At 35.7% G+C, this 21288-nt stretch carries 19 protein-coding genes and 1 tRNA gene; 8 read left to right on the top strand and 12 right to left on the bottom strand.

Annotation, left to right across the window (positions count from 1 at the left end; translation table 11 throughout):
• The first annotated feature begins 5 nt into the window (after positions 1-5).
• Complete coding sequence (locus MR053_RS09290) at positions 6-878, top strand: sterol desaturase family protein (RefSeq protein WP_242132166.1); 873 nt, start codon at positions 6-8, stop codon at positions 876-878.
• Between the two features lie 45 nt (positions 879-923).
• Positions 924-1331, top strand: a complete 408-nt coding sequence (locus tag MR053_RS09285; RefSeq protein WP_242132165.1) for a 3D domain-containing protein — start codon at positions 924-926, stop codon at positions 1329-1331.
• 11 nt (positions 1332-1342) lie between these two features.
• Here the strand turns inward: MR053_RS09285 and MR053_RS09280 are convergent, their stop codons facing one another.
• Positions 1343-1900: an ExbD/TolR family protein gene (locus MR053_RS09280; protein ID WP_242132164.1), complete on the bottom strand. Its 558-nt coding sequence runs from the start codon at positions 1898-1900 to the stop codon at positions 1343-1345.
• Positions 1901-2510: 610 nt separating this feature from the next.
• Here MR053_RS09280 and MR053_RS09275 point away from each other — a divergent pair.
• Entirely contained in the window at positions 2511-3185 is a 675-nt protein-coding gene (locus tag MR053_RS09275) for a hypothetical protein (protein WP_242132163.1), read from the top strand.
• A gap of 74 nt (positions 3186-3259) precedes the next feature.
• Here MR053_RS09275 and MR053_RS09270 read toward each other — a convergent pair whose 3' ends face one another.
• The 5 genes from MR053_RS09270 to MR053_RS09250 form a co-directional block, all read right to left on the bottom strand.
• Positions 3260-4036 carry a carboxypeptidase-like regulatory domain-containing protein gene (locus MR053_RS09270; protein WP_242132162.1) on the bottom strand — a complete coding sequence of 259 codons (777 nt, stop codon included), beginning with the start codon at positions 4034-4036 and terminating at the stop codon, positions 3260-3262.
• 285 nt (positions 4037-4321) lie between these two features.
• The gene (locus tag MR053_RS09265; protein WP_223550718.1) at positions 4322-6097 is read right to left on the bottom strand and encodes a DEAD/DEAH box helicase; all 1776 of its coding nucleotides are present in this window, start codon (positions 6095-6097) and stop codon (positions 4322-4324) included.
• Between the two features lie 281 nt (positions 6098-6378).
• Positions 6379-7611, bottom strand: a complete 1233-nt coding sequence (locus MR053_RS09260) for a M48 family metallopeptidase (RefSeq protein WP_242132161.1) — start codon at positions 7609-7611, stop codon at positions 6379-6381.
• Between the two features lie 28 nt (positions 7612-7639).
• Entirely contained in the window at positions 7640-8437 is a 798-nt protein-coding gene (locus tag MR053_RS09255) for a TrmH family RNA methyltransferase (protein WP_242132160.1), read from the bottom strand.
• A gap of 22 nt (positions 8438-8459) precedes the next feature.
• Positions 8460-9527: a DUF3810 domain-containing protein gene (locus tag MR053_RS09250; RefSeq protein WP_242132159.1), complete on the bottom strand. Its 1068-nt coding sequence runs from the start codon at positions 9525-9527 to the stop codon at positions 8460-8462.
• 73 nt (positions 9528-9600) lie between these two features.
• Between MR053_RS09250 and MR053_RS09245 the strand changes: the two genes are divergently transcribed.
• Positions 9601-11061: an aminoacyl-histidine dipeptidase gene (locus MR053_RS09245; protein WP_242132158.1), complete on the top strand. Its 1461-nt coding sequence runs from the start codon at positions 9601-9603 to the stop codon at positions 11059-11061.
• A 192-nt stretch (positions 11062-11253) separates the two neighbouring features.
• On the opposite strand, the gene yidD is transcribed toward MR053_RS09245, so the two are convergent.
• The 5 genes from yidD to MR053_RS09220 form a co-directional block, all read right to left on the bottom strand.
• Positions 11254-11475 carry a membrane protein insertion efficiency factor YidD gene (gene yidD / locus MR053_RS09240; RefSeq protein WP_223550727.1) on the bottom strand — a complete coding sequence of 74 codons (222 nt, stop codon included), beginning with the start codon at positions 11473-11475 and terminating at the stop codon, positions 11254-11256.
• Between the two features lie 75 nt (positions 11476-11550).
• The gene (gene cysS / locus MR053_RS09235) at positions 11551-13032 is read right to left on the bottom strand and encodes a cysteine--tRNA ligase (protein ID WP_242132157.1); all 1482 of its coding nucleotides are present in this window, start codon (positions 13030-13032) and stop codon (positions 11551-11553) included.
• Between the two features lie 80 nt (positions 13033-13112).
• On the bottom strand, positions 13113-13787 hold the full coding sequence (gene folE / locus MR053_RS09230; RefSeq protein ID WP_223550730.1) for a GTP cyclohydrolase I FolE: 675 nt from the start codon (positions 13785-13787) through the stop codon (positions 13113-13115).
• Between the two features lie 311 nt (positions 13788-14098).
• The gene (locus MR053_RS09225; RefSeq protein WP_242132156.1) at positions 14099-15595 is read right to left on the bottom strand and encodes an OmpP1/FadL family transporter; all 1497 of its coding nucleotides are present in this window, start codon (positions 15593-15595) and stop codon (positions 14099-14101) included.
• A gap of 87 nt (positions 15596-15682) precedes the next feature.
• Entirely contained in the window at positions 15683-16846 is a 1164-nt protein-coding gene (locus MR053_RS09220; RefSeq protein ID WP_242132155.1) for a hypothetical protein, read from the bottom strand.
• A 97-nt stretch (positions 16847-16943) separates the two neighbouring features.
• Between MR053_RS09220 and proS the strand changes: the two genes are divergently transcribed.
• From proS to rpsT, 3 genes are all read left to right on the top strand, one after another.
• Complete coding sequence (proS, locus tag MR053_RS09215; protein ID WP_242132154.1) at positions 16944-18422, top strand: proline--tRNA ligase; 1479 nt, start codon at positions 16944-16946, stop codon at positions 18420-18422.
• A 149-nt stretch (positions 18423-18571) separates the two neighbouring features.
• Positions 18572-18643, top strand: a tRNA-Glu gene (locus MR053_RS09210).
• 27 nt (positions 18644-18670) lie between these two features.
• Entirely contained in the window at positions 18671-18922 is a 252-nt protein-coding gene (rpsT, locus tag MR053_RS09205; protein WP_223550737.1) for a 30S ribosomal protein S20, read from the top strand.
• 156 nt (positions 18923-19078) lie between these two features.
• Here the strand turns inward: rpsT and rho are convergent, their stop codons facing one another.
• Entirely contained in the window at positions 19079-20671 is a 1593-nt protein-coding gene (gene rho, locus MR053_RS09200; RefSeq protein ID WP_242132153.1) for a transcription termination factor Rho, read from the bottom strand.
• Positions 20672-20867: 196 nt separating this feature from the next.
• Between rho and MR053_RS09195 the strand changes: the two genes are divergently transcribed.
• Positions 20868-21284: a DUF4293 domain-containing protein gene (locus tag MR053_RS09195; RefSeq protein WP_242132152.1), complete on the top strand. Its 417-nt coding sequence runs from the start codon at positions 20868-20870 to the stop codon at positions 21282-21284.
• Positions 21285-21288 lie beyond the last annotated feature (4 nt).

Below are 21288 nucleotides of genomic sequence, written 5' to 3'. Positions count from 1 at the left end.
TAGGGATGGATTACTTAGATATTTTTTTTAAAGCATTTAAGGGCACCATAGATTGGACTTGGCGATCCATTGTTTTTGATGTGCCTTGGTATACCAATTACTTTTGGGGCTTAATAGTTATTTCAATTGGTGTTTGGTGTTTAGAATTGTTGTTTCCATGGCGTAAGGAACAATCTATGTTTAGAAAGGACTTTTGGTTGGACGCCTTTTATATGTTTTTTAATTTCTTCATTTTCGCCATAGTCATTAGTGGGGTTTATAAGGTTTTGGAAGTCGTGTTTTCCCAATTTGGGATCACGATGAAATCCATAGCACTCATCGATATATCCAATTTACCTAAAGGAATCCAATTGCTCATTTTCTTTGTGTTATTGGATTTTGTTCAATGGTTTACTCATGTGTTGTTACATCGTTATACCGTGCTTTGGCGGTTTCACAAGGTGCATCATTCGGTAAAAGAAATGGGGTTTGCAGCTCATTTGCGATACCATTGGATGGAAAATATTTTTTATAAACCTCTTAAGGTTTTTGCTGTAATGCTTTTGGGCGGTTTTGAACCCGATCAGGCTTATGTAGTACACTTCATTGCCATAACTATTGGACATTTAAACCATTCCAATGTTAAATTGACTTATGGGCCATTGAAGTATATTTTTAATAATCCTGTGATGCATTTATACCACCATGCCTATACTTTACCTAAGAACAAAAAATATGGTGTTAACTTTGGTATAAGTCTAAGTCTATGGGATTACCTATTTAAAACCAACTATATTCCAGAGGCGAGTGGTAAGATTACACTTGGGTATGATGATGATTATAAAATGCCTAAAACTTTTTTTAAGCAGCTTTTTTATGGATTTAAAAAGAGAGACTAAAAGTAAGTGTTTACTTGTCTTATTTAATATGGTTATAATTATAATATGATTAGATTCTTAATCATATCAACATCTATTGCTTTCTTTTTGATAAGCTGTAAAAAAAAGGACCCCTATGCAAATTATAATTGGCACACTATTGAAGTCACCGCAACAGCGTATAATTCGTTAAGCTCTCAAACTGATGGAGATCCACATATTACGGCTTTTGGAGATAGTTTAGTTCCGGGTAATCACTATATCGCCGTTTCAAGGGATTTATTGAAAAAAGGGTTAAGCCATAATATACCAGTTAAGATTGAAGGACTGGATAGTATCTATATTGTTAAGGATAAAATGCATTACCGATGGAAAAACCGCATAGATATTTATATGGGATTAAATGTTATGGCAGCAAAACAATGGGGCAGAAAAAAGGTGACTATTGCTTATGGGATTCCTAAAAAACCATAAATGATTCTTTTTTACTTGGTTTCCGCTTCCGAAAGTATAAAAGGATAGGCCTCTTTTACAGCTTTCAATTCTTCATTATTAATGTTGTCGATGGATTTTTTTAATATAGATTCACAATAAGCTTGTCGTAACTCAAAATATGCCAAGGTTAATTCATCCTGAACTTTAATATATTGATTATAGCTAGTATACTTACTATTTTGTAGTGATATAATGGCCTTGTCGGGATTGTCCGATGAGATTTCTAATTTAGCCCCATTGCAGTAGGTACAGCTACCATCACCATTGTTGTCTAAAAAGGCCTTTGTGACATCCTTAAGTTCTTCAATGGTAATGGTTTCTCCATTAACCATAAGTTCATTTTTGTTATTAAGGGCTATACGTAAAATGTTACGCTCATTTATGTCAATTTCACAGATTTGTCCGTCTGGACAAAAGGCGGGTAATTTTCGGTTAATACCTTGGTCTTTTGGAATGGTTGCGGTTACCAAGAAAAAGATGAGTAGTAAAAAGGCAATGTCTGCCATCGAACCCGCATTCACTTCGGGCATTAATCTAGAGTGTCTCATAGTATGTGTTTTTTATGTGAGTTGTTAAACAAATCACAAAAACAATACCATTAAAACTAGAGGTTCTTTTTAGTGCGCATAGCGCTTAGAACCTTTCCAAATTACATCTTGATGATAAAGGTGCAAAAATTGACGGGTATGTATTAAACAATCCTCTACAAATTTATTTCTGTGCCTGGAAATTTTAATAACTGAGTTCATAGTATTTGATGTTTTTTGATTGATGAAAGTTTTTAAAAAGACGTTACTTATCTGTAACGTCTTTTACTGTTCCAACTGTAACTTTTACTGTTAGGTAATGTACTTGATAACTGATTTGTGTTTAAAGTTCTCATTGTTTTTCGTTTTTTAATTGATTTATACTATATAGACGACAAAACTTTACTTTTGTTACAGTACTATGTATAGCAAAGTACATAATTAACATTTTTTAACATTTTGTTGATGCAATCTAGCTGCTTTTTGATGTAATATGTGGTGGTTTAGGAATGGTTTTTGTTAAGATATACTGAAAATTAGTGTGTAGTTTAAGAATTTTGTTGATAATGAAATATCTTTGACATGGATTTTATTTTTGCAAAGCGAGAAATGAAAAGACAGTATTAAAAAAATGAAGCAATTTGGCCTTACTTTTATATTAATGTGTTTCACACTATCATTAGCTGCTCAAATTGATACTGAGAAGAAGCTTAAAATTGTTGGTACTGAAGAAAGCAAAACCGATTCGTCAGAAACAGTAACATTAAGTCCATCTAAACCTATAATAAATCCTTCAAATGCTCTAAATATACCCAAAACAGCACCGCTGTTAGATTTTCCCGAAAAGGAGTTTTCTATGTTTCCGCAAGAAGAATTTGGTAACCCTGGGGAATTGTACCAAAAGCGCATAAGTAACAATATAGCGGATTTAAAACTTAGCAAGGAAGAAATTGAACGCCGTAATGGGAGCACTACCGACCAGTATTTTGGGGATTTTAAAAGTGATGCCGAGTTTGTAAACGTGGTTTACCGTGACCATGGTTATACCGATGGTGATATTATCCAGGTATTGGTTAACGACGATATTGTTCATGCTAGGGTTTATCTCACTGGAGGGTTTAAGGGTTTTAAGCTTAACTTATTGAAAGGGTTTAATAAAATTGATTTTTTGGCATTAAACCAAGGTGAATCTGGGCCGAATACAGCAGAGTTTAAGGTCATAGACGATAAAGGAATTGTGGTTTCCCATAATCAATGGAACTTAGCTACAGGTGTTAAAGCTACTGTTATTGTTGTTAAGGAATAATATGTATTTGGTTAAAAATGGTTTTTCCCTCAGTTTTTACTGATCTTAAGCATTTTTTAATAAATAAGAAACTCTTACAGGCGTTTGCTTCTACCTCTGCTTAACAGCTTATATTCTTCATAGCATTCGCTAATGGCATCAAGAATTTGAAGGTCATTAGCAGTCTTGATAAATCCTTTAGAATAGTTGCATTGGCTAACTATTTCATCTAAATCTACACGTTCCACCTGAAGTAAAACTGTTAGCATTTCCCTGTCGAAACGAGTAGCCAATAAATTACGGATTTCGTCATCTTCCTTCATTTTTTTTAGCTTACGCAGTTCGTTGGGTTTCTTTCCAAACATACGGTGTAGGAAATCGGCAGGGTTAAATATAGAGCCTAGTATTTTATTTACACCACTAGGTTTTCTAGCTTCATAACCTGTGCTGGGCAACCCTGAAATACTGTAGCGGTAATTGTCGTTAATAATGGGTACTTGCTTGATATCTACTTCCAGATATCCTGTAAGTCTTAGTTGATTTACAACGACCTCTTCCAAAGCTAATGCCAATTCGGTCAATTCTATTTTGGCGTTACCAAATTTCAACCAATCACTAGTAACCCTAACTTTAATAGATTTAAAGCCTAAATACGAAAAGTGTAGTGTATCATTAACTTTGGCCTTAATTGCAAATTCACCTTTTTCATTGGTTGTGGTTCCAATAACCTTATTTAGATTAACAATATTTACATTTTCTAATGGGGTGCCACCTGTTACATTAATTACCACTCCTACAGCTTTTCCTTCTTCTTGTGCTATAAGTATAGCAGAAGTGAATAGAAAAATAATAAGAAGTAGGTAATGTTTCATCTGTTTAAATTTTATTGTTTTTTATCCTCACGCTTAGATAAGCTCAGCGCAGGGATGTAATTTGCCAATAATCATCTCGAGGGGTGTCAAGTTTGGTTATGGCTCATTTCATGGTTTTACTTATTGCGTTATAAAAGTACTAAAGAAAAAATTAGTAGGGTACCAACAATTTTTATTTTGACTTAAAATTAACAAATTTACATCATAATTGAGATTTAAATATTTCCAAGGATTGTCTTGAAACTTACAGAGGTGGTTTTCCTTAACTATGGCAAGAAAGTTCCTCTATCTGCGAGAACGTCTGGGTCTGGAAGCTGCAAAATCGTTAGATTTAGAGCGTCTTGACTTCGATTTGCCTTCGCCTGAGCGTCTTTCAGATCTGTTTTTAAATCCACCACCTTTTTTTCCGTCACGTTTGCCACCGCTTCGCTTTCTGTCTCGCTTTCTTCCACCGCCACCACCTCGGTTTTCTGAAACTTCTACATTAACAAAGCGTCCGTTGTATTTAAAGTCGGTAAAAAATGACAGTACTTTTTCTTGTAATTCATTTTCAGTATTAAAAAATGAAAAACTATCTTTTACTTCAACCTTAAATAAATCGTCTTTACCAAGCTCTAAGAGATCCCTTAAAAAGTCTTTTAAACTCATCCAATCGTACCCATCTTTTTTACCAACATTAATAAAGTAACGGGTTGAATTTCCAACAGGGCGATCATCGTCATTACTTTTAGAGCTTTCAGATGCATTTAAGTCAGGTGCTTTTTGGTAATAGTTATAAAAACGTGAAAACTCTACTGAAAAGAATTTTTTAATCAGTTCGTCTTTTGTAGTGTCTTCAAATAGGTCGTTTATTTTTCCTAAGTAATTGTCTATATCATGGTTAACTTTAGTGTTATGCACTTTATTGGCCAAAGACATGAGTTGCACTTCACATATTTCCATACCATTGGGAATATCCTTTTTATTAAACTGCTTTTTTATGATGCGTTCAATACTTTTTATTTTACGTATTTCACTTTTGGAAATAATAACCATGGAAACCCCGGTTTTTCCAGCACGTCCTGTTCGGCCCGATCGGTGGGTGTAGGTTTCAATTTCATCGGGCAGTTGATAATTGATTACGTGTGTAATATCGTCTACATCAATACCACGAGCGGCAACATCGGTTGCTACTAACATTTGTATTTGATTGTTTCTAAAGGCCTTCATTACCAAATCACGTTGGTTCTGACTTAAATCACCGTGCAAGGCTCCAGCATTGTAACCATCTTCTATTAATTTTTCGGCTACTTTTTGGGTGTCTCTTTTAGTTCTACAGAAAACCACTGAAAAGATATCTGGATTGGCATCGGCCAATCGTTTTAAGGCTAGATAACGATCTCTGGAATTTACCAAATAATACTCATGTGAAACTTGACTAGAACCTTCATTTTTTTTGCCAACCGTAATTTCCTGTGGCTGGTGCATAAAGTTTTTCGCAATAGCCGCTACTTCATTAGGCATGGTGGCCGAAAATAACCAAGTGTTTTTATCTTTAGGAGTGTGTGATAAAATATCTGTAATATCTTCCTTAAAACCCATGTTTAGCATTTCATCAGCTTCATCTAAAACGCTATATTCTATTTTAGAAATATCTACCAAATTACGACTAATCATGTCCTTCATTCTACCTGGTGTTGCTACAATAATCTGTGCACCCCGTTTTACTTCACGGGCCTGCTCGGTAATACTGGCACCACCATAAATAGCAACCACATTTAAACCCTTACAGTATTTACCGTAAAGTTTCATTTCGTTGGTTATCTGTAAGCAAAGTTCACGTGTAGGAGATAGGATTAACCCTTGTGTGGTTCGGCTTTCAATATTTATTTTTTGGAGCATAGGAAAACCGAAAGCGGCTGTTTTTCCAGTCCCCGTTTGGGCTAAGGCTACCAAGTCGGTTTCAGAATTTAATAAAACGGGGATGGCTTTTTCCTGTACTTCACTAGGGGTTGTAAATCCTAAATCTGTAATAGCCTGTAGTAGGTCTTTATTAAGACCTAAGTTTTGGAATGTGTTCATTCTTGTGTTATGTATGCGATTTATTATGTAGTGTTACATAAAGAAGCGAATCGACATACTTAAACCAAAACTTCCCGTAACACATCCTCACCCTGAGGAATTTTTTATAAAACTCAAATTTAAAGCAATATTTTATACTTCTGAGTTTCAGCCGGCAAAGATACATTATTATTTGGATTGTAATTCATGAGCAAGCAGTAATCTTTTTAAATGAAGTTAATAGGTTGTTCATTTTTGGTAGCAGAGATTCGCTAAGCCACCAAGCATTTAAAGAAATTTATCTACGTTCTCAAATTCCTAATCCGTTGCAAAAGGGTAGGATGTGAATAATGCATAAACACATAAGCGGGATGAGGTGTTAAATTACTTAAACTGTTTTTGGAGAGTTTTTTAAGTGAGGTAATTAAAGGCTCCGCTTTATAGGTGTTTTTGGCATAATCATCTGCCTGATATTCAAAAGCCCTAGACACAAGGTTCATGACCAATCCAGTAAATTCAGAAATAGGCGAATACAGTAAAACAAAAGCAATCAGTCCAATATGAAAACTCGGGATTTCTACGCTTAAAGCATTTGATAACAAGGGATTGGAAATAAAAAAAGATAAAACAAACAACATGAATCCTGTTAATAAAATAGAGGCCATGAGATTGAAAATAATATGCTTCTTTTTGTAGTGCCCCACTTCGTGTGCTAGAACAGCAACAATTTCTTCGTCTTCCAAGTCGTTAATAAGAGTGTCATATAAGGTCACCCGTTTTTCATTACCAAATCCTGAAAAATAGGCATTGGCTTTGGTACTGCGTTTTGAGCCGTCTATCACAAAAATTTTGTCCAACTTAAAGCCAACAGTCTGGGCATATTCTGAAATTTTATCACGCAGACTACCTGTTTCTAGAGGTGTTTGCTTATTAAATAAAGGGACAATGAGTTTGGAGTAGAACATATTCATAAATACCGTAAATAAGGTCACCAAGCCCCAAGCATAAAGCCAAAAATGTTGCCCTGTAAATTGATAGAACCAAATAATCAATGCTAAAAGTCCACCGCCTATAACTCCCATCATAAGCCAGCCCTTTAGTTTGTCCAAAATAAATGTCTTAATAGTAGTTTTATTGAACCCGAATTGTTCTTCAATAACAAAGGTGCTGTAATATGAGAAAGGCGTTGTTAAGATATCACTGCCTATCATTATAATTCCGAAGAAGAGTAAAGCTATGATTATAGTATTATCACTGTAGCTCCTTGCTATATTATCTACAAATTCAAAACCATCAAGCCATAAAAACCCTATAGTCAATACCAAAGAAAAAGTTGAGGTTAGTATGCCAAATCTGTAAGTTGTGGCTTTATAACGTTGAGATTTTTTGTACTCTGTATCCTCATAAACATCCCGTAACTCTTTAGGTAAAATATCATTAAAATGTTTGGCGTTTAAAGCATCAATAAATTTATCGACTATAAAATTGATAATCAAAATAGCAATGATAATATAAAAAAGGGTGTTTGCTGTCATAGAATTAATTAATAATTAGTAATGAAGGTTATTTAAAGTTCCGCTGTCTTTTGGCTTCAAAAATAAGAATTCCTGCTGCAACCGACACATTCATGGAATCTATTTCACCTTGCATGGGAATAATTATATTTTGGGTTGAATGTTCAAGCCAATCATTACTTAAGCCCGTGGCTTCGGTCCCTACAACAATAGCAGTAGGTTGGGTAAAGTCTTCTGTATGATAGTTAACCGAGGCCTGTAATGCAGCGCAATAAATATTAATATTGTTTTCTTTTAAAAAGGAGATGATCTCAGGTGTATTTCCTGTTGCAAGGGTATTGGTAAAAATACACCCCACACTAGATCTGATAATATTAGGGTTGTACATATCGGTTTTAGGGTTAGCAATAATTACTGCATCCACATGGGCGGCATCGGCTGTACGTAACAAGGCACCAATATTTCCAGGTTTTTCTGGGGCTTCAGCAATTAAGATTAATGGGTTTTTGGTTTCAAGTTCCAAATGATCCAAATCGTGTGGTTTGGTTTTTGCAACAGCCAAAATACCTTCAGTAGTACTGCGATAGGCTAGTTTTTGATACACCTGTTTTGAGATTTCAATGGTGTTAATGTGCTGCGTTGTTAAATCATTGAGTTGTGCTTCGGAATATAAATCGGGATAGAATAAAATGGTTTCCAACGCATAACCACCATTTAAAGCCAATTGAATCTCTCGTTGCCCTTCAATTAAAAACAATCCCATTTTTTTGCGCTCTCGCGATTTGTCCTTTAATTGAACGAGTTGCTTTATAAATTCATTTTGTGTACTTGTAATTTCTTTGGCCATAAGAATTGTAAAGATACTTTAATTAAACCTCATTCTCTTTAAAATAATTAACCAGTAAGGCCACAACATAACTGTAACTATCCATGCCTTTGGTTTGGTTATTTACCTTTAAAAAATTACCATAAAACAATTTAAAAAAGGGCTCTAACGGATTTTCATGAGCCTCCCAAAACTCTCGGGTCTCCTTATAGTTTTTTAAAATACCTTTGTTTACATCGGCTACCATATCTTCAAAAAGGCATTCGTCCCGCAAGTAAATTTCATTAAGACAAAAACGTAGACCAAAGGCATAACCACAGTATTTAATATAGGTGTTATCGTGATTAGAAGCGGCTAGAAAACCTATGAAATTGGCTTCATTCTCTGCGGCATAGCCCAATTGATGTGCAATTTCATGCGAAGCTGTAGTAGGGAATTTAAATTTAGGGATAATACCATCTATTTGGGCTTCATTGGTAAACGGATTTAAATACCCACTAAACCCCATGTAGGTTAAAGGATAGCTGTACAATGATTTTTTAATACTTTTTGGGTGGTACTCCAAATGTGGAAACTTGACTTTTAAGTTTTTATAACCTTGTGGAACCAGAAATAGGATTTCACTTTTACCGTACGGTAGATCGACTTTAATTGTGTCGTTTTTTACAACTTCTAAGTGTAAACTATTTGCTTTTTTTATCAGTTTTTCAGTAACCTTTATGAGTTGTTCGGTAGTGTAATCGGCATTTAAATTTAAATTATCATGAAGTGGTAAACGGTAATAATTGATGCCCCATAATATGTGGAATGCAAAATAAAAAACCGATACGGCTACAAGTATATCAACAAACCAGCGTTTAGTATCCTTTCTCAAGCGCTTTCGGTTTTTGTAAAACCACCGTAACGCGTAAAATGTGGTAAACGTGTATATGATATCTCCAAACGAAAAAGGTATCCAACCCAAGATGTGTCGAAACCATTTTGAAATAAATGGGTATAGACCATTACTGTAATATTGTTCAACAAATACAGGGTAATGGGCTAGTATTTTTATTAGTATAAACTGTGGTATTATACTAAGTGCTATCAATAATTTTTTGTTCTTCAGCATAAATCAAAAATAGAAAACTATTTATAAATCCTGATAGGAATATGTACCTTTGTAAGCTATTAATATAAATATTATGAATTCAGAAATCAGATTACTTGAACCTAGCGCTGTTTGGAAAAATTTCACCGATTTAAATGCAGTACCACGAGCCTCTAAAAAAGAAGAGCGTGTTATTGCCTTTATGAAGGCATTTGGTGAAAATCTAGAGTTAGAAACCATAATTGATGAGGTAGGTAATGTGATTATCAAAAAACGTGCATCTAAAGGAATGGAAAGCAGAACTACGGTGGTGATGCAGTCGCATTTAGATATGGTTCATCAAAAAAATAACGATACTGTATTTGATTTTGATACACAAGGTATTGAGATGTTTGTAGATGGCGATTGGGTAAAGGCTAAAGGGACCACTTTAGGGGCCGATAATGGTTTGGGTGTGGCAACCATAATGGCCATTTTAGAAAGTAAAGATATTTCGCACCCAGCTATTGAAGCTTTATTTACTATTGATGAAGAAACTGGCATGACGGGAGCTATGGGATTAAAAGAAGGGTTGCTCTCAGGAGGCATTTTACTCAATTTGGATACTGAAGAGGATGATGAAATTGGTGTAGGTTGTGCAGGTGGGATTGATATAACAGCAAGAAAAGATTATAAGCAAGAAGTAACACCGAAATTTAAAACAGGATTTCAAATAATTGTTAAGGGATTGCAAGGCGGACATTCGGGAATGCAAATCCATGAAGGGCTGGGTAATGCCAATAAAATAATGAATCGGATACTATTTGAAGGTTTTAGGAATTTCGGCCTGCGAATTTCTGAGATTGATGGTGGAGGCTTGCGGAATGCCATTCCAAGGGAAAGTAGGGCTGTTGTTGCTATTGATGCCATTCATGAAGATGCTTTTTTAACTGAAATGGCTTTGCTTGCCAATACTATTAAACTTGAACTCAAAATTACAGAGCCAAATTTAATAATTGAAGTTACTAAGTGTGATACGCCAAAGACCATAATGGATTTAGTTGTTCAAGAGGGATTAACACGAGCTATATATGCTGCTCCCAATGGTGTATATAGGATGAGTGCAGATATTCCAGACTTAGTGGAAACATCCAACAACATAGCCAGGGTTTTGGTTAAGGACGGGAGCATACATATTGCCTGTTTAACACGGTCTTCGGTCGATAGTTCTAAAATGGATTTGGCTAATGCACTTCAGGCAACATTTGAATTAGCTGGCTGTGAAGTAGAGTTTTCGGGAAACTATCCAGGGTGGCAGCCTAATATGGAGTCTTCAATTTTAAAGGTGATGACAAAAATTTATGAGGATTTAAATGATGAAATACCTCATGTGGCGGCTTGTCATGCTGGTTTGGAATGTGGTATTTTGGGGCAAAATTATCCCGATATGGATATGATAAGTTTTGGGCCCAATATCAAAGGGGCGCACTCACCCGATGAACGAGTACAAATATCTTCTGTGCAAAAATTTTGGACATTTGTTTTGGAGATTTTAAGACAAATACCAGAGAATTAATAATTTTTTAAAACATTTAATCGATAAAATTTGCTTTTGAACGATATTTTTGTATATTTGAGTAGCATTCTATGCTAAAAGCATTTTTTGAATGAAACATAAAGTAAGCACCCCAATCTGCCTCTAAAAAGAAACATTCAGAATAATGCTTTTTTTATAATTCTGCTTATAACGAATAATATAGTTTACTAATCATGGTACTGGATCATACCCAGACCCACCCCAGGGATGACAACTAAAAATACGTTTTATGGCTAGGCAACCGCCTTTAATCAAGCCGTGTTTTTGTAAAGCTTCCTTAGAATATTGTGAGCATGTGGGAGTGTATCGGCAAGCTGAAGGTGTAAGTGGCGATATCAAGGTTTGATACATCTTGATTAACAATAAAAAAGGTGCTATGAGTAGTTTTTTCATAATAATATCTCTACGTAAGTCGTGGAGTTGTTCAATCGTTTTACAACTAAACAGTTATTTGACTTAACAAAAGAACTAATTTATAGAAAAGGTTGTCCCGTCCTTACCATCTTTAAGTTGAATGCCAATTTCAGACAGTTCGTCCCTAATTTTATCAGATAAAGCAAAGTCTTTGTTGGCTCTAGCTTCTTGCCTTAATTTAATAAGAACTTCTACGGTTCCCGATAATTTATCACTCCCAGAAGCTATTTCGGTAACATTTTCTAAACCTAGAACATCAAAAATAAAAGTATGAAGGGTTTGTTTTAAAAGCACTAAATCTTCAATGGAAATGCTTTCACTACCTTCTTTTATTTGGTTAATGTATTTTACTGCTTCAAACAATTGTGCGATTAAAATGGGCGAATTAAAATCGTCATTCATCGCATCATAACATTTTTGTTTCCAGTTATTAATATCCAAAGATGATGTGTTTGAAGCTTTTAGACCATCTAAAATGCTTAGGGCATCCATAAGGCGATTAAATCCTTTTTCGGCAGCCAATAATCCATCATTGGTAAAGTCTAAGATACTCCTATAATGAGCTTGCAGCATAAAGAAACGTGCTACGCTAGGCGAAAAGGCCTTTGAAATATTGGAGTTATTGCCAGTAAATATTTCACCAGGAAGAATATAATTGCCAGTTGATTTGGCCATTTTTTTACCGTTCATAATCAGCATATTGGCATGCATCCAGTAATTTACAGGGGTTTGTCCTTTAGCAGCTTCATTTTGTGCTATTTCACATTCGTGGTGCGGAAACTTTAAATCCATACCGCCACCATGAATATCGAAATGTTCTCCAAGATACTTGGTGCTCATGGCGGTACATTCCAAATGCCAACCCGGAAAACCATCACTCCAAGGCGAAGGCCATCGCATAATATGCTGTGGTTCGGCCCGTTTCCATAGAGCGAAATCTTGTGGGTTCTTTTTGTCACTTTGTCCATCCAACTCACGGGTGTTGTGGATTAAATCTTCAAGTTTACGCTTACTCAGTTTGCCATAATCATTGGTTTGGTTAAATTTGTGTACATCAAAATATACCGAACCATTAACCACATAGGCAAAGCCATTGTCTATAATGGTTTTTATCAATTCAATTTGTTCAATAATATGACCGGTTGCCGTAGGCTCTATACTGGGTGGTAAAAAATTGAAGGCATTAAGAATGTTGTGAAAATCAACCGTATAGCGTTGTACCACTTCCATAGGCTCAATTTCTTCCAAACGCGCTTTTTTTGCAATACGATCCTCCCCAACATCAGCATCGTTTTCCAAATGACCAGCATCGGTTATATTGCGTACATAGCGTACTTTGTATCCCAAATGCTTAAGATATCTAAAAATAACATCAAAGGACATAAACGTTCTTACGTTTCCTAGGTGTACATTGCTATAAACCGTTGGACCGCAAACATACATGCCTATATGGCCTTCGTTAATAGCTTTAAACGTTTCTTTTTCTCCAGTAAGTGAGTTGTATATTTTGATACTTTGGGAATGGTATGGTTGCATTTATGTTTAGTTGTTTGTTTTTACGTCGTTAAATTGTTCGTTTGTCGTCTATATAACAACACGCCAAACGATTCAACGCATTAAAACTTGGTATCCAATTTAATGTAATCTAAAAATTCCTGTCTTGTGGCTTTATCTTTAAAGCGTCCACCAAATTCTGAAGTCACGGTACTACTCTCAATATCCCTAATACCCCTAGAATTCACGCATAAGTGTTTGGCGTCAATAACACAGGCAACATCCTTGGTTTGTAAAACGTTCTGTAGTTCCCTAACAATTTGTATGGTTAAACGTTCTTGTACTTGCGGACGTTTAGCAAAATAATCCACAATACGGTTCATTTTAGAAAGTCCTACAACGGTACCATTGGAAATGTAAGCAATATGTGCTTTGCCAACTATGGGCAATAAATGGTGTTCACAGGTTGAATAAACCGTGATATTTTTTTCAACCAGCATTTCGCCATATTTGTATTTATTTTCGAAAGTTGAGGCACTTGGCTTTTTTTCAGGATCTAAACCTCCAAAAATTTCCTTAACGAACATTTTGGCAACACGCAAAGGTGTTCCTTTTAGGCTATCGTCACTAAGGTCTAGGCCTAAGGTTTCCATAATGTGGCGTACATCATCTTTTATAATATCGATTTTTTCATCTTTCGATAGTTTAAAAGCATCGTTGCGCATGGGCGTATCTTCCGATGTGCCAATGTGGTCGTTGCCTAAAGCGTCAAACTCATCCAAATTATTAATTTTCACATGTTTTAATTTTAGTAATTCGCTAACAATATGTTAATTATAAAATTGAGAAGGTGTGCAACCACTCCGTTCTCACATTAAAAATTTTAAATATTCCCTGCAAAAAATAAATTTTTAAAATTTGTTAATGCTCGTTTCATTTTTTATGAAATCTAGATTTTAATCTGCAAAGATAAACATTTCACTTTTTTTATGCTTACTCTTTAGTTAACAATTGATTATTGACGGTTAGTCTTAAAATGTTTTGATAAATTACAAAGAAAAAGCGTTTAAACTAGATATTGTTTAAACGCTTTAAAGTATAATAGGGTTTATATATTAAAACTTAACGAAAGTGTAAGGTTAGAGTTTGTTCTGTCTATTGAAACAGTATCAGTTAAACCAACATTGTACAACGGCGTTTCAAACGCTCTATTGGCTTGATCCCAGGTAAAGTCTAGTTTAGTGTTTCCAAAGCTGTAGCCTAATCCTAAAGAATAACCGGTTAAATCTCCAACCGTTTTACCATTGGCATACGGACTTTCCTCATATCGATATCCGCCTCTAAAGCTGAATTGTTTGTGTTTGTATTCACCGCCTAACCTGTACGTAGCAGCATTAGTGAACGCATCATTAACATCGGCGTTTAAATCGGAGTAATCCGATTCTGGTTTAAATTTGGTGTTGCTGTAATCTTTTCTGGAATAATCAAAACTAATCAAGCCTTGTTGTCCAAAAATGTAAGCTAGGCTACCTGTTACTTTAGCAGGTGTTTGTAGTTTGTACTCTGGGTAAACGTTAACAATATCTGAAACATATACAATATCAGGATCAGCTAAATTTGAGTCAATGAGTTGGGTGGTTTCTTCTTCAATAGTATACCAAATAGGGGAGTCGTAGGTTAGGCCAACCCTAAACTCCTGACTTAATTTTAAAATACCACCTATCTGGAATGAGAATCCGCTACCTCTGGTTAAAAGTGTGTTATCAAATCTAATAAAGTCTAAAGAAGAATTGTTATTGGTTTCTTCTAAAGAGGTTGACTTTTGGTAATCTATAAAGTGGGAATTCAGATTTAATCCTAAATACAAATTGTCCTCATATTGTGCGGCAAAGTTAAAAGCGACTTTACCATTATATCCAGTAGATGTGTAGATGTAGTCGTGTGCGAAATCACCATCTACTAGGTTTGAATAATATGTTGTATTATTATCGTCATCAGCATCAGGTTCCAAAATATAAGATTGATAACCCAAAAAAGCTTGTTGGTGTGCAAAGCCAAATACATTTCCAATATCGTTATAAGCGTCTTCTATAAATTCTCCATTTAATAAAGAAATGTCCCCAAGCCTTACACCATCTGCATAGTTAAGAAAATAAAGGTCAATAGATTGATTATTGGTATTGGTGCCTCTAGCATACCAACTATTATCAAGATTGTTGGTTCTATCGTAGGCGATACCAATAGAGAATTTACGCCAGGGAGAATTGTCTCTACTCGCAAATACAAAGGAAGCGCCCCCTTGGTGAATGTCAAAGTTAGATTCACTAGTAGATCCTAATCCATTAAAATACCGGGTGTCATTGGTAACAGTGGCGTTAGACAAACTAAGGGATGCATGACTTTGACTAAAAACAGCCGAACCGGCAGGGTTAATGCTTACGGCACTCATATCGCCTCCAAGGGCACCAAAAGCACCACTTAAAGCTCTAAAGCGTGCAGTTCCTTGTATGTTGTCCTGTGAATAACGTAAGGCATCACTCAAATCTTGAGCATGCATTGTGGTTAAGAAAAGAACGGTTATAAGTAGTAAATTTAACTTTTTCATAGTATTAAGTTGTTTTTAAACAAGGATGTAGGCATCCACGTACCAATGTTACTGATATTCTAATGAATTAAAAAATTTAATTTTAATTTAACGCCTTCTTCCACTACTACTGCTTCCAGAACTTCTACTGCTGCCACTGCTGCTAGATCGTGAGTACGAACCAGAAGATCTAGAGCTACTACTGCCACTGCTATAGCTACGGTTGTTGGAAGATGAACCTGAGCTTCTTCTACTGTAAGACGAATTACTGTTTCTTGAATTGTTATATGAAGGTGATGAGCGGTACACACTGCTAGAGTTCCTTCTTACTGTTGAAGATGATGAACGTTGCGTTGAATTTGCCGATGGCGATACTGACGTGCTTCGTCTTACCGTACTTGATGACGGTCTTTGTCCACTAGGATTATAAGTTCTATTGGAAGTGCCATAAGATCTGCGAGATGAAGCATTAGAATTTGCACTAGATGCTATTCTGCGATTAGTTAATGATGCGACGCTGCTTCGTCTTGTATATTTAGAATTTGTTACACTAGAGGCACTAGAGGTTCTTCTATTAGTGGCATAGCTTCCTCGTCTACTCGCACTATAAGAAACCCTTGGGCTATAATAACTGTTGTATCCATAATAGCGTGATCTGTAAGGATAGCTGTAATACCCGCCATATCTATATGGTCTATAATAGGCCCAGCTATTGTAATACCCATAGTAAGGTGGGCACCAAAACGGATCGTAATATCCCCAACTGTTCCAGCCCCAATTATTCCATCCCCAACCAAAGCCTACATTCCATCCCCAGTTGTTCCAACGGTTCCATCTCCAACTATTCCATCCCCAACCAAAGCCTGAATTCCATCCCCAGTTATTCCAACCATTATCTATATAATTAATTGTAATACTGTTACTGTCTTCTCCCCATCCGGCATAACCTTGGTAATCGTTGGTTAAGGTGTCATTTACAACATAATTGTCACTTGAGTAAGAGTCTATATCAGTGAATATGGCGTCCTCTGCAGATATTTGTTGGGCTTCTAGAGATTTATTTCTGAAATAGTTTTTGTAGTAATTGCTATTTGATTGATTAGGTATTTCAACAACAGCTTGTTCATAGGTTACGTGCGGCTCTGTTGTACCATAAATTCCATCATTATCAACACCTACATATTGATATGAACCACATGACGTTAATCCAATTGCTAGACCTAAAACGGCTAAAATTGGCATTTTTCTTTTTAGGTAGTTGTTAAATTGCATATCTACAGAATTTTATTGTTGAACATAACAAAAATAGTTAGTTTTGCCAAACTATTTTTATTTAACATAGTCACAATATTTGTGCCAAAACACTAGTATGAGCAAAAAACTTACAAGTAGAGCGGAGGATTACTCAAAATGGTATAACGAATTGGTTGTTAAGGCTGACTTAGCAGAGAATTCGGCAGTTAGAGGATGTATGGTCATTAAGCCTTACGGATATGCCATATGGGAAAAAATGCAAGCAGAACTCGATAGAATGTTTAAAGAAACGGGACATCAAAATGCGTATTTTCCGTTATTTGTGCCTAAAAGTTTGTTTGAGGCTGAAGAAAAAAATGCCGAAGGTTTCGCAAAAGAATGTGCGGTTGTTACGCATTATCGACTACAGAACGATCCAGAAAATCCAGGGAAACTACGTGTAGACCCTGAAGCTAAGTTAGAAGAGGAGCTTGTGGTAAGGCCAACCAGTGAAGCTATTATATGGAACACTTACAGAAATTGGATCCAGTCTTATAGGGATTTACCAATTTTGGTGAATCAGTGGGCCAATGTGGTGCGATGGGAGATGCGGACACGTTTGTTTTTACGTACTGCCGAATTTTTATGGCAGGAAGGCCATACGGCACATGCTACTAAAGACGAAGCTATGAATGAGGCTAAATTGATGAATAATGTTTATGCTACATTTGTAGAGAACTTTATGGCCATTCCTGTGATTCAGGGTGTGAAAACAGAAAATGAACGTTTTGCAGGGGCCGAAGAAACCTTTTGTATTGAAGCTTTAATGCAGGATGGTAAAGCATTACAAGCTGGAACATCTCATTTTTTAGGACAAAACTTTGCCAAGGCATTCGATGTAAAGTTTGCAACTAAAGAAGGCAAGCAGGATTACGTTTGGGCAACCTCTTGGGGTGTCTCTACACGCTTAATGGGAGCCTTGATTATGACGCACAGTGATGATAATGGTCTTGTATTGCCACCAAGTTTAGCGCCTAACCAAGTGGTGATTGTTCCCATTTATAAAAGCGAAGAGCAACTTAATGCCATTACAGAGGTTGTAAATAGTATTGTAAAAGATTTGCGAGGTAGTGGCATTTCTGTGAAGTATGATGATAGAGATACATTACGACCAGGTGCTAAATTTGCCCAACATGAATTGCAAGGCGTGCCATTACGAATAGCTATCGGCCCTAAAGATTTAGAAAATGGCACAGTCGAATTAGCTAGACGAGATACATTAACTAAAGAGATTATTGCTTTAGGAGATTTAAAAGAAAAAGTTGAAGTCTTGTTGACAGAGATACAGGAATCTCTATTCAATAGGGCATTAGTATACAGGGATGAACATATTACTAAGGTTGATACATTTGAGGATTTTAAAACTGTTTTAGAAACAAAAGCAGGTTTTGTCTCTGCACATTGGGATGGTACCAATGAAACGGAAGACAAGATTAAAGAGCTAACAAAAGCTACCATACGGTGTATTCCGTTAGAAATGAGTGCTGAAGAAGGGGTTTGTGTGTACAGTGGAAAACCTTCTAAAGGCAGGGTTTTATTTGCAAAAGCATACTGATAATATTTTTTTTCAAAAAAAAATATTTTGTGCTTGCAGCATTTAAAAATAGTTGTATTTTTGCATCCGCAATGGAAACATTGCTAAGTTAATTGAAAAGTTTTGCAGGTTTAAATTTTAAATTTATATTTGCGCTCTCAAAAAACAATGGCCCGTTCGTCTATCGGCTAGGACGCCAGGTTTTCATCCTGGTAAGAGGGGTTCGATTCCCCTACGGGCTACAATATTTTAACAAGTAAAAAAATAAAATGGCAAATCATAAGTCAGCTTTAAAAAGAATTAGAAGTAACGAAGCTAAGCGATTAACCAATAGGTATCAGCACAAAACGACTCGTAATGCGATTAAGAAATTGCGTGAGTTGACAGACAAAAAAGAAGCAGAAGCTTTATTCCCTTCTGTAGCGTCTATGTTGGACAAATTGGCTAAGAAAAACGTTATTCATGCTAATAAAGCAGCAAACCTTAAATCTGGTTTAGCAAAGCACGTTGCTGCACTTTAATAGAAGCCAAAAGAAATTTAAAGCCTTTCAGAAATGAAAGGCTTTTTTTTTAGGACTGACAGTTGTTTAGCCAGTTTTTAAACATAGAACGACTTGTTAATAAAAAAGCCTTGAATAATTTTTCAAGGCTTTTTGTATGTAACTAATGAATAACTTTTAACCATTCATTGAAATTAAAAACTCTTCATTATTTCTCGTTTGTTTAAAGCGTTCGTTAATAAACTCCATAGCTTCAACAGGGTTCATATCGGCAAGGTACTTACGCATGACCCACATACGTTGAATGGTGTTGTCGTCTAATAATAAGTCATCGCGACGCGTACTGGAAGAGGTCAAGTCGATAGCAGGGAAAATTCTACGGTTGGATATTTTTCTGTCCAACTGCAATTCCATATTACCAGTCCCCTTAAATTCTTCAAATATAACTTCGTCCATTTTCGACCCAGTTTCGGTAAGTGCAGTTGCTATAATGGAAAGTGATCCGCCATTTTCAATATTTCTAGCTGCACCAAAGAAACGTTTTGGCTTGTGCAATGCATTGGCATCAACACCACCACTTAATATCTTACCTGATGCTGGTTGAACGGTATTGTAAGCTCTTGCTAAACGCGTAATGGAATCCAATAAGATAACCACATCATGTCCACATTCGACCAAGCGTTTTGCTTTTTCTAAAACAATATCCGCAATTTTAACGTGTTCATGCGCTTCTTTATCGAAGGTAGACGATATCACTTCACCTCTTACGTTGCGTTGCATATCGGTTACCTCTTCAGGGCGTTCATCAATCAGCAAAATCATAAGGTAAACTTCAGGATGGTTAGCGGCAATGGCATTGGCTACATCCTTAAGCAGCATGGTTTTACCCGTTTTTGGTTGGGAAACAATCATACCTCGTTGTCCTTTTCCTATAGGTGAGAACAAATCCATAATTCTAGTAGAAATGGTGCTTTGCTTTTCAGCAATATTAAATTTCTCTTTTGGAAAAAGGGGTGTTAAGTGTTCAAAAGCCACACGGTCGCGTACCACTTCTGGCTTTTGACCGTTAATTTTTGTCACCTTGATTAACGGGAAATATTTTTCACCTTCTTTTGGTGGACGTACTTGTCCAAGAACGGTATCTCCTTTTTTCAATCCGAACAATCTAATTTGCGATTGCGATACATAAATGTCATCTGGAGAGGATAGGTAGTTGTAATCAGACGAGCGTAAGAAGCCATAGCCATCTTGCATGATATCTAAAACACCTTCACTTTCTATGATGGCATCAAATTCGTAATCTGGCTCACGGTAACGGTTTCTGTTGTCTTTGTTACCGTTATTTTGGTTGCTGTTTTGATTGCCTTTATGACCTTTATTTTGATTTTTATGCTGTTGACCTTGTTCTTTTTTTTGATGCTGATGCTGTTTGTCTTTGGATACCCTAGGATTATCGTCGTTACCTTTCTTGTTTTCAGTTTGTTTATCTGTTTTGGTCTCTTTAGCTTCTGCTTGATTTTGTTGAGGTTTAGGAGCAGCTTCTTTTTGAATGCGTTTTCTAGGTGGCTTCCTAGCAGCGGTTTTTTCTTTAGGCTCTTGAGAGGTATTGCTAATCCCTTTTGCTGTTTCGGGATTGGCAGCTTGTACATCAAGGATTTGATATACTAAATCTAATTTTTTGAGAGAACGGTACTTAGGAACGTTTAATTTTTTTGCAATCTCCTGTAAATCAGAGAGCTTCTTCTCCTTTAATTGTGAAATTTCAAACATTTGATGTTTAGTTGAATAATTTTTTTACTATTATTTTTGGGTTATTCTGAAAAAAATGAATTTTTATTCTGAAGAATTAACAACTTGCAATTGTGATTGTTGTGGATTGTTACTGCAATTATACAACTTTATTTTAATTTTTACTGCCTAAATTATAAAAGAAACTATTATTTTTGCCTTCGATATTAAAATTCACATGTTACAACGCATACAAACCATATATTTATTAGTTGCCGCAGGAGTATCTGCCGGACTAATATTTATATTTCCTCTATTTCAAATTGAAGCTATACATGGGCAGTGGGTTTATGCTAAAGATGATGTATTGGTCTTAAGTTTATTTTTAGGATCAGCGTTATTATCGGTGATTTCAATTTTTAGATACAACAACAGGAAATCTCAATTCATGTTGGGACGACTAAACATTATATTAAACTTTTTTTTACTAGGATTTTTCGTGTATCAATCTCTAAATGTATCTGGAGAAGCTCAGGTTTCAGAGAAAGGTATTGGGATGTTTCTTCCTATCATTTCTATCGTATTTTTGGTTTTAGCCAATAAGGCCATTAAAAAGGATGAAGATCTTGTAAAATCTGTAGATCGATTGCGATAAACCT

The sequence above is a fragment of the Aestuariivivens marinum genome (genome assembly GCF_022662175.1).
Classification (GTDB): domain Bacteria; phylum Bacteroidota; class Bacteroidia; order Flavobacteriales; family Flavobacteriaceae; genus Aestuariivivens; species Aestuariivivens marinum.
The sequence above is the reverse complement of the archived record's forward strand: the minus strand, read 5'-3'. Positions and strand labels throughout refer to the sequence as shown.

Coding starts and splice junctions, on each gene's coding strand:
- MR053_RS09245 (WP_242132158.1), top strand. CDS start 9,601: ATGAATTCAGAAATCAGATTACTTGAACCTAGCGCTGTTTGGAAAAAT.
- MR053_RS09280 (WP_242132164.1), bottom strand. CDS start 1,900: ATGAGACACTCTAGATTAATGCCCGAAGTGAATGCGGGTTCGATGGCA.
- yidD (WP_223550727.1), bottom strand. CDS start 11,475: ATGAAAAAACTACTCATAGCACCTTTTTTATTGTTAATCAAGATGTAT.
- cysS (WP_242132157.1), bottom strand. CDS start 13,032: ATGCAACCATACCATTCCCAAAGTATCAAAATATACAACTCACTTACT.
- MR053_RS09195 (WP_242132152.1), top strand. CDS start 20,868: ATGTTACAACGCATACAAACCATATATTTATTAGTTGCCGCAGGAGTA.
- proS (WP_242132154.1), top strand. CDS start 16,944: ATGAGCAAAAAACTTACAAGTAGAGCGGAGGATTACTCAAAATGGTAT.
- MR053_RS09290 (WP_242132166.1), top strand. CDS start 6: ATGGATTACTTAGATATTTTTTTTAAAGCATTTAAGGGCACCATAGAT.
- MR053_RS09270 (WP_242132162.1), bottom strand. CDS start 4,036: ATGAAACATTACCTACTTCTTATTATTTTTCTATTCACTTCTGCTATA.
- MR053_RS09225 (WP_242132156.1), bottom strand. CDS start 15,595: ATGAAAAAGTTAAATTTACTACTTATAACCGTTCTTTTCTTAACCACA.
- MR053_RS09285 (WP_242132165.1), top strand. CDS start 924: ATGATTAGATTCTTAATCATATCAACATCTATTGCTTTCTTTTTGATA.
- MR053_RS09275 (WP_242132163.1), top strand. CDS start 2,511: ATGAAGCAATTTGGCCTTACTTTTATATTAATGTGTTTCACACTATCA.
- MR053_RS09265 (WP_223550718.1), bottom strand. CDS start 6,097: ATGAACACATTCCAAAACTTAGGTCTTAATAAAGACCTACTACAGGCT.
- MR053_RS09220 (WP_242132155.1), bottom strand. CDS start 16,846: ATGCAATTTAACAACTACCTAAAAAGAAAAATGCCAATTTTAGCCGTT.
- MR053_RS09250 (WP_242132159.1), bottom strand. CDS start 9,527: ATGCTGAAGAACAAAAAATTATTGATAGCACTTAGTATAATACCACAG.
- MR053_RS09260 (WP_242132161.1), bottom strand. CDS start 7,611: ATGACAGCAAACACCCTTTTTTATATTATCATTGCTATTTTGATTATC.
- MR053_RS09255 (WP_242132160.1), bottom strand. CDS start 8,437: ATGGCCAAAGAAATTACAAGTACACAAAATGAATTTATAAAGCAACTC.
- rho (WP_242132153.1), bottom strand. CDS start 20,671: ATGTTTGAAATTTCACAATTAAAGGAGAAGAAGCTCTCTGATTTACAG.
- rpsT (WP_223550737.1), top strand. CDS start 18,671: ATGGCAAATCATAAGTCAGCTTTAAAAAGAATTAGAAGTAACGAAGCT.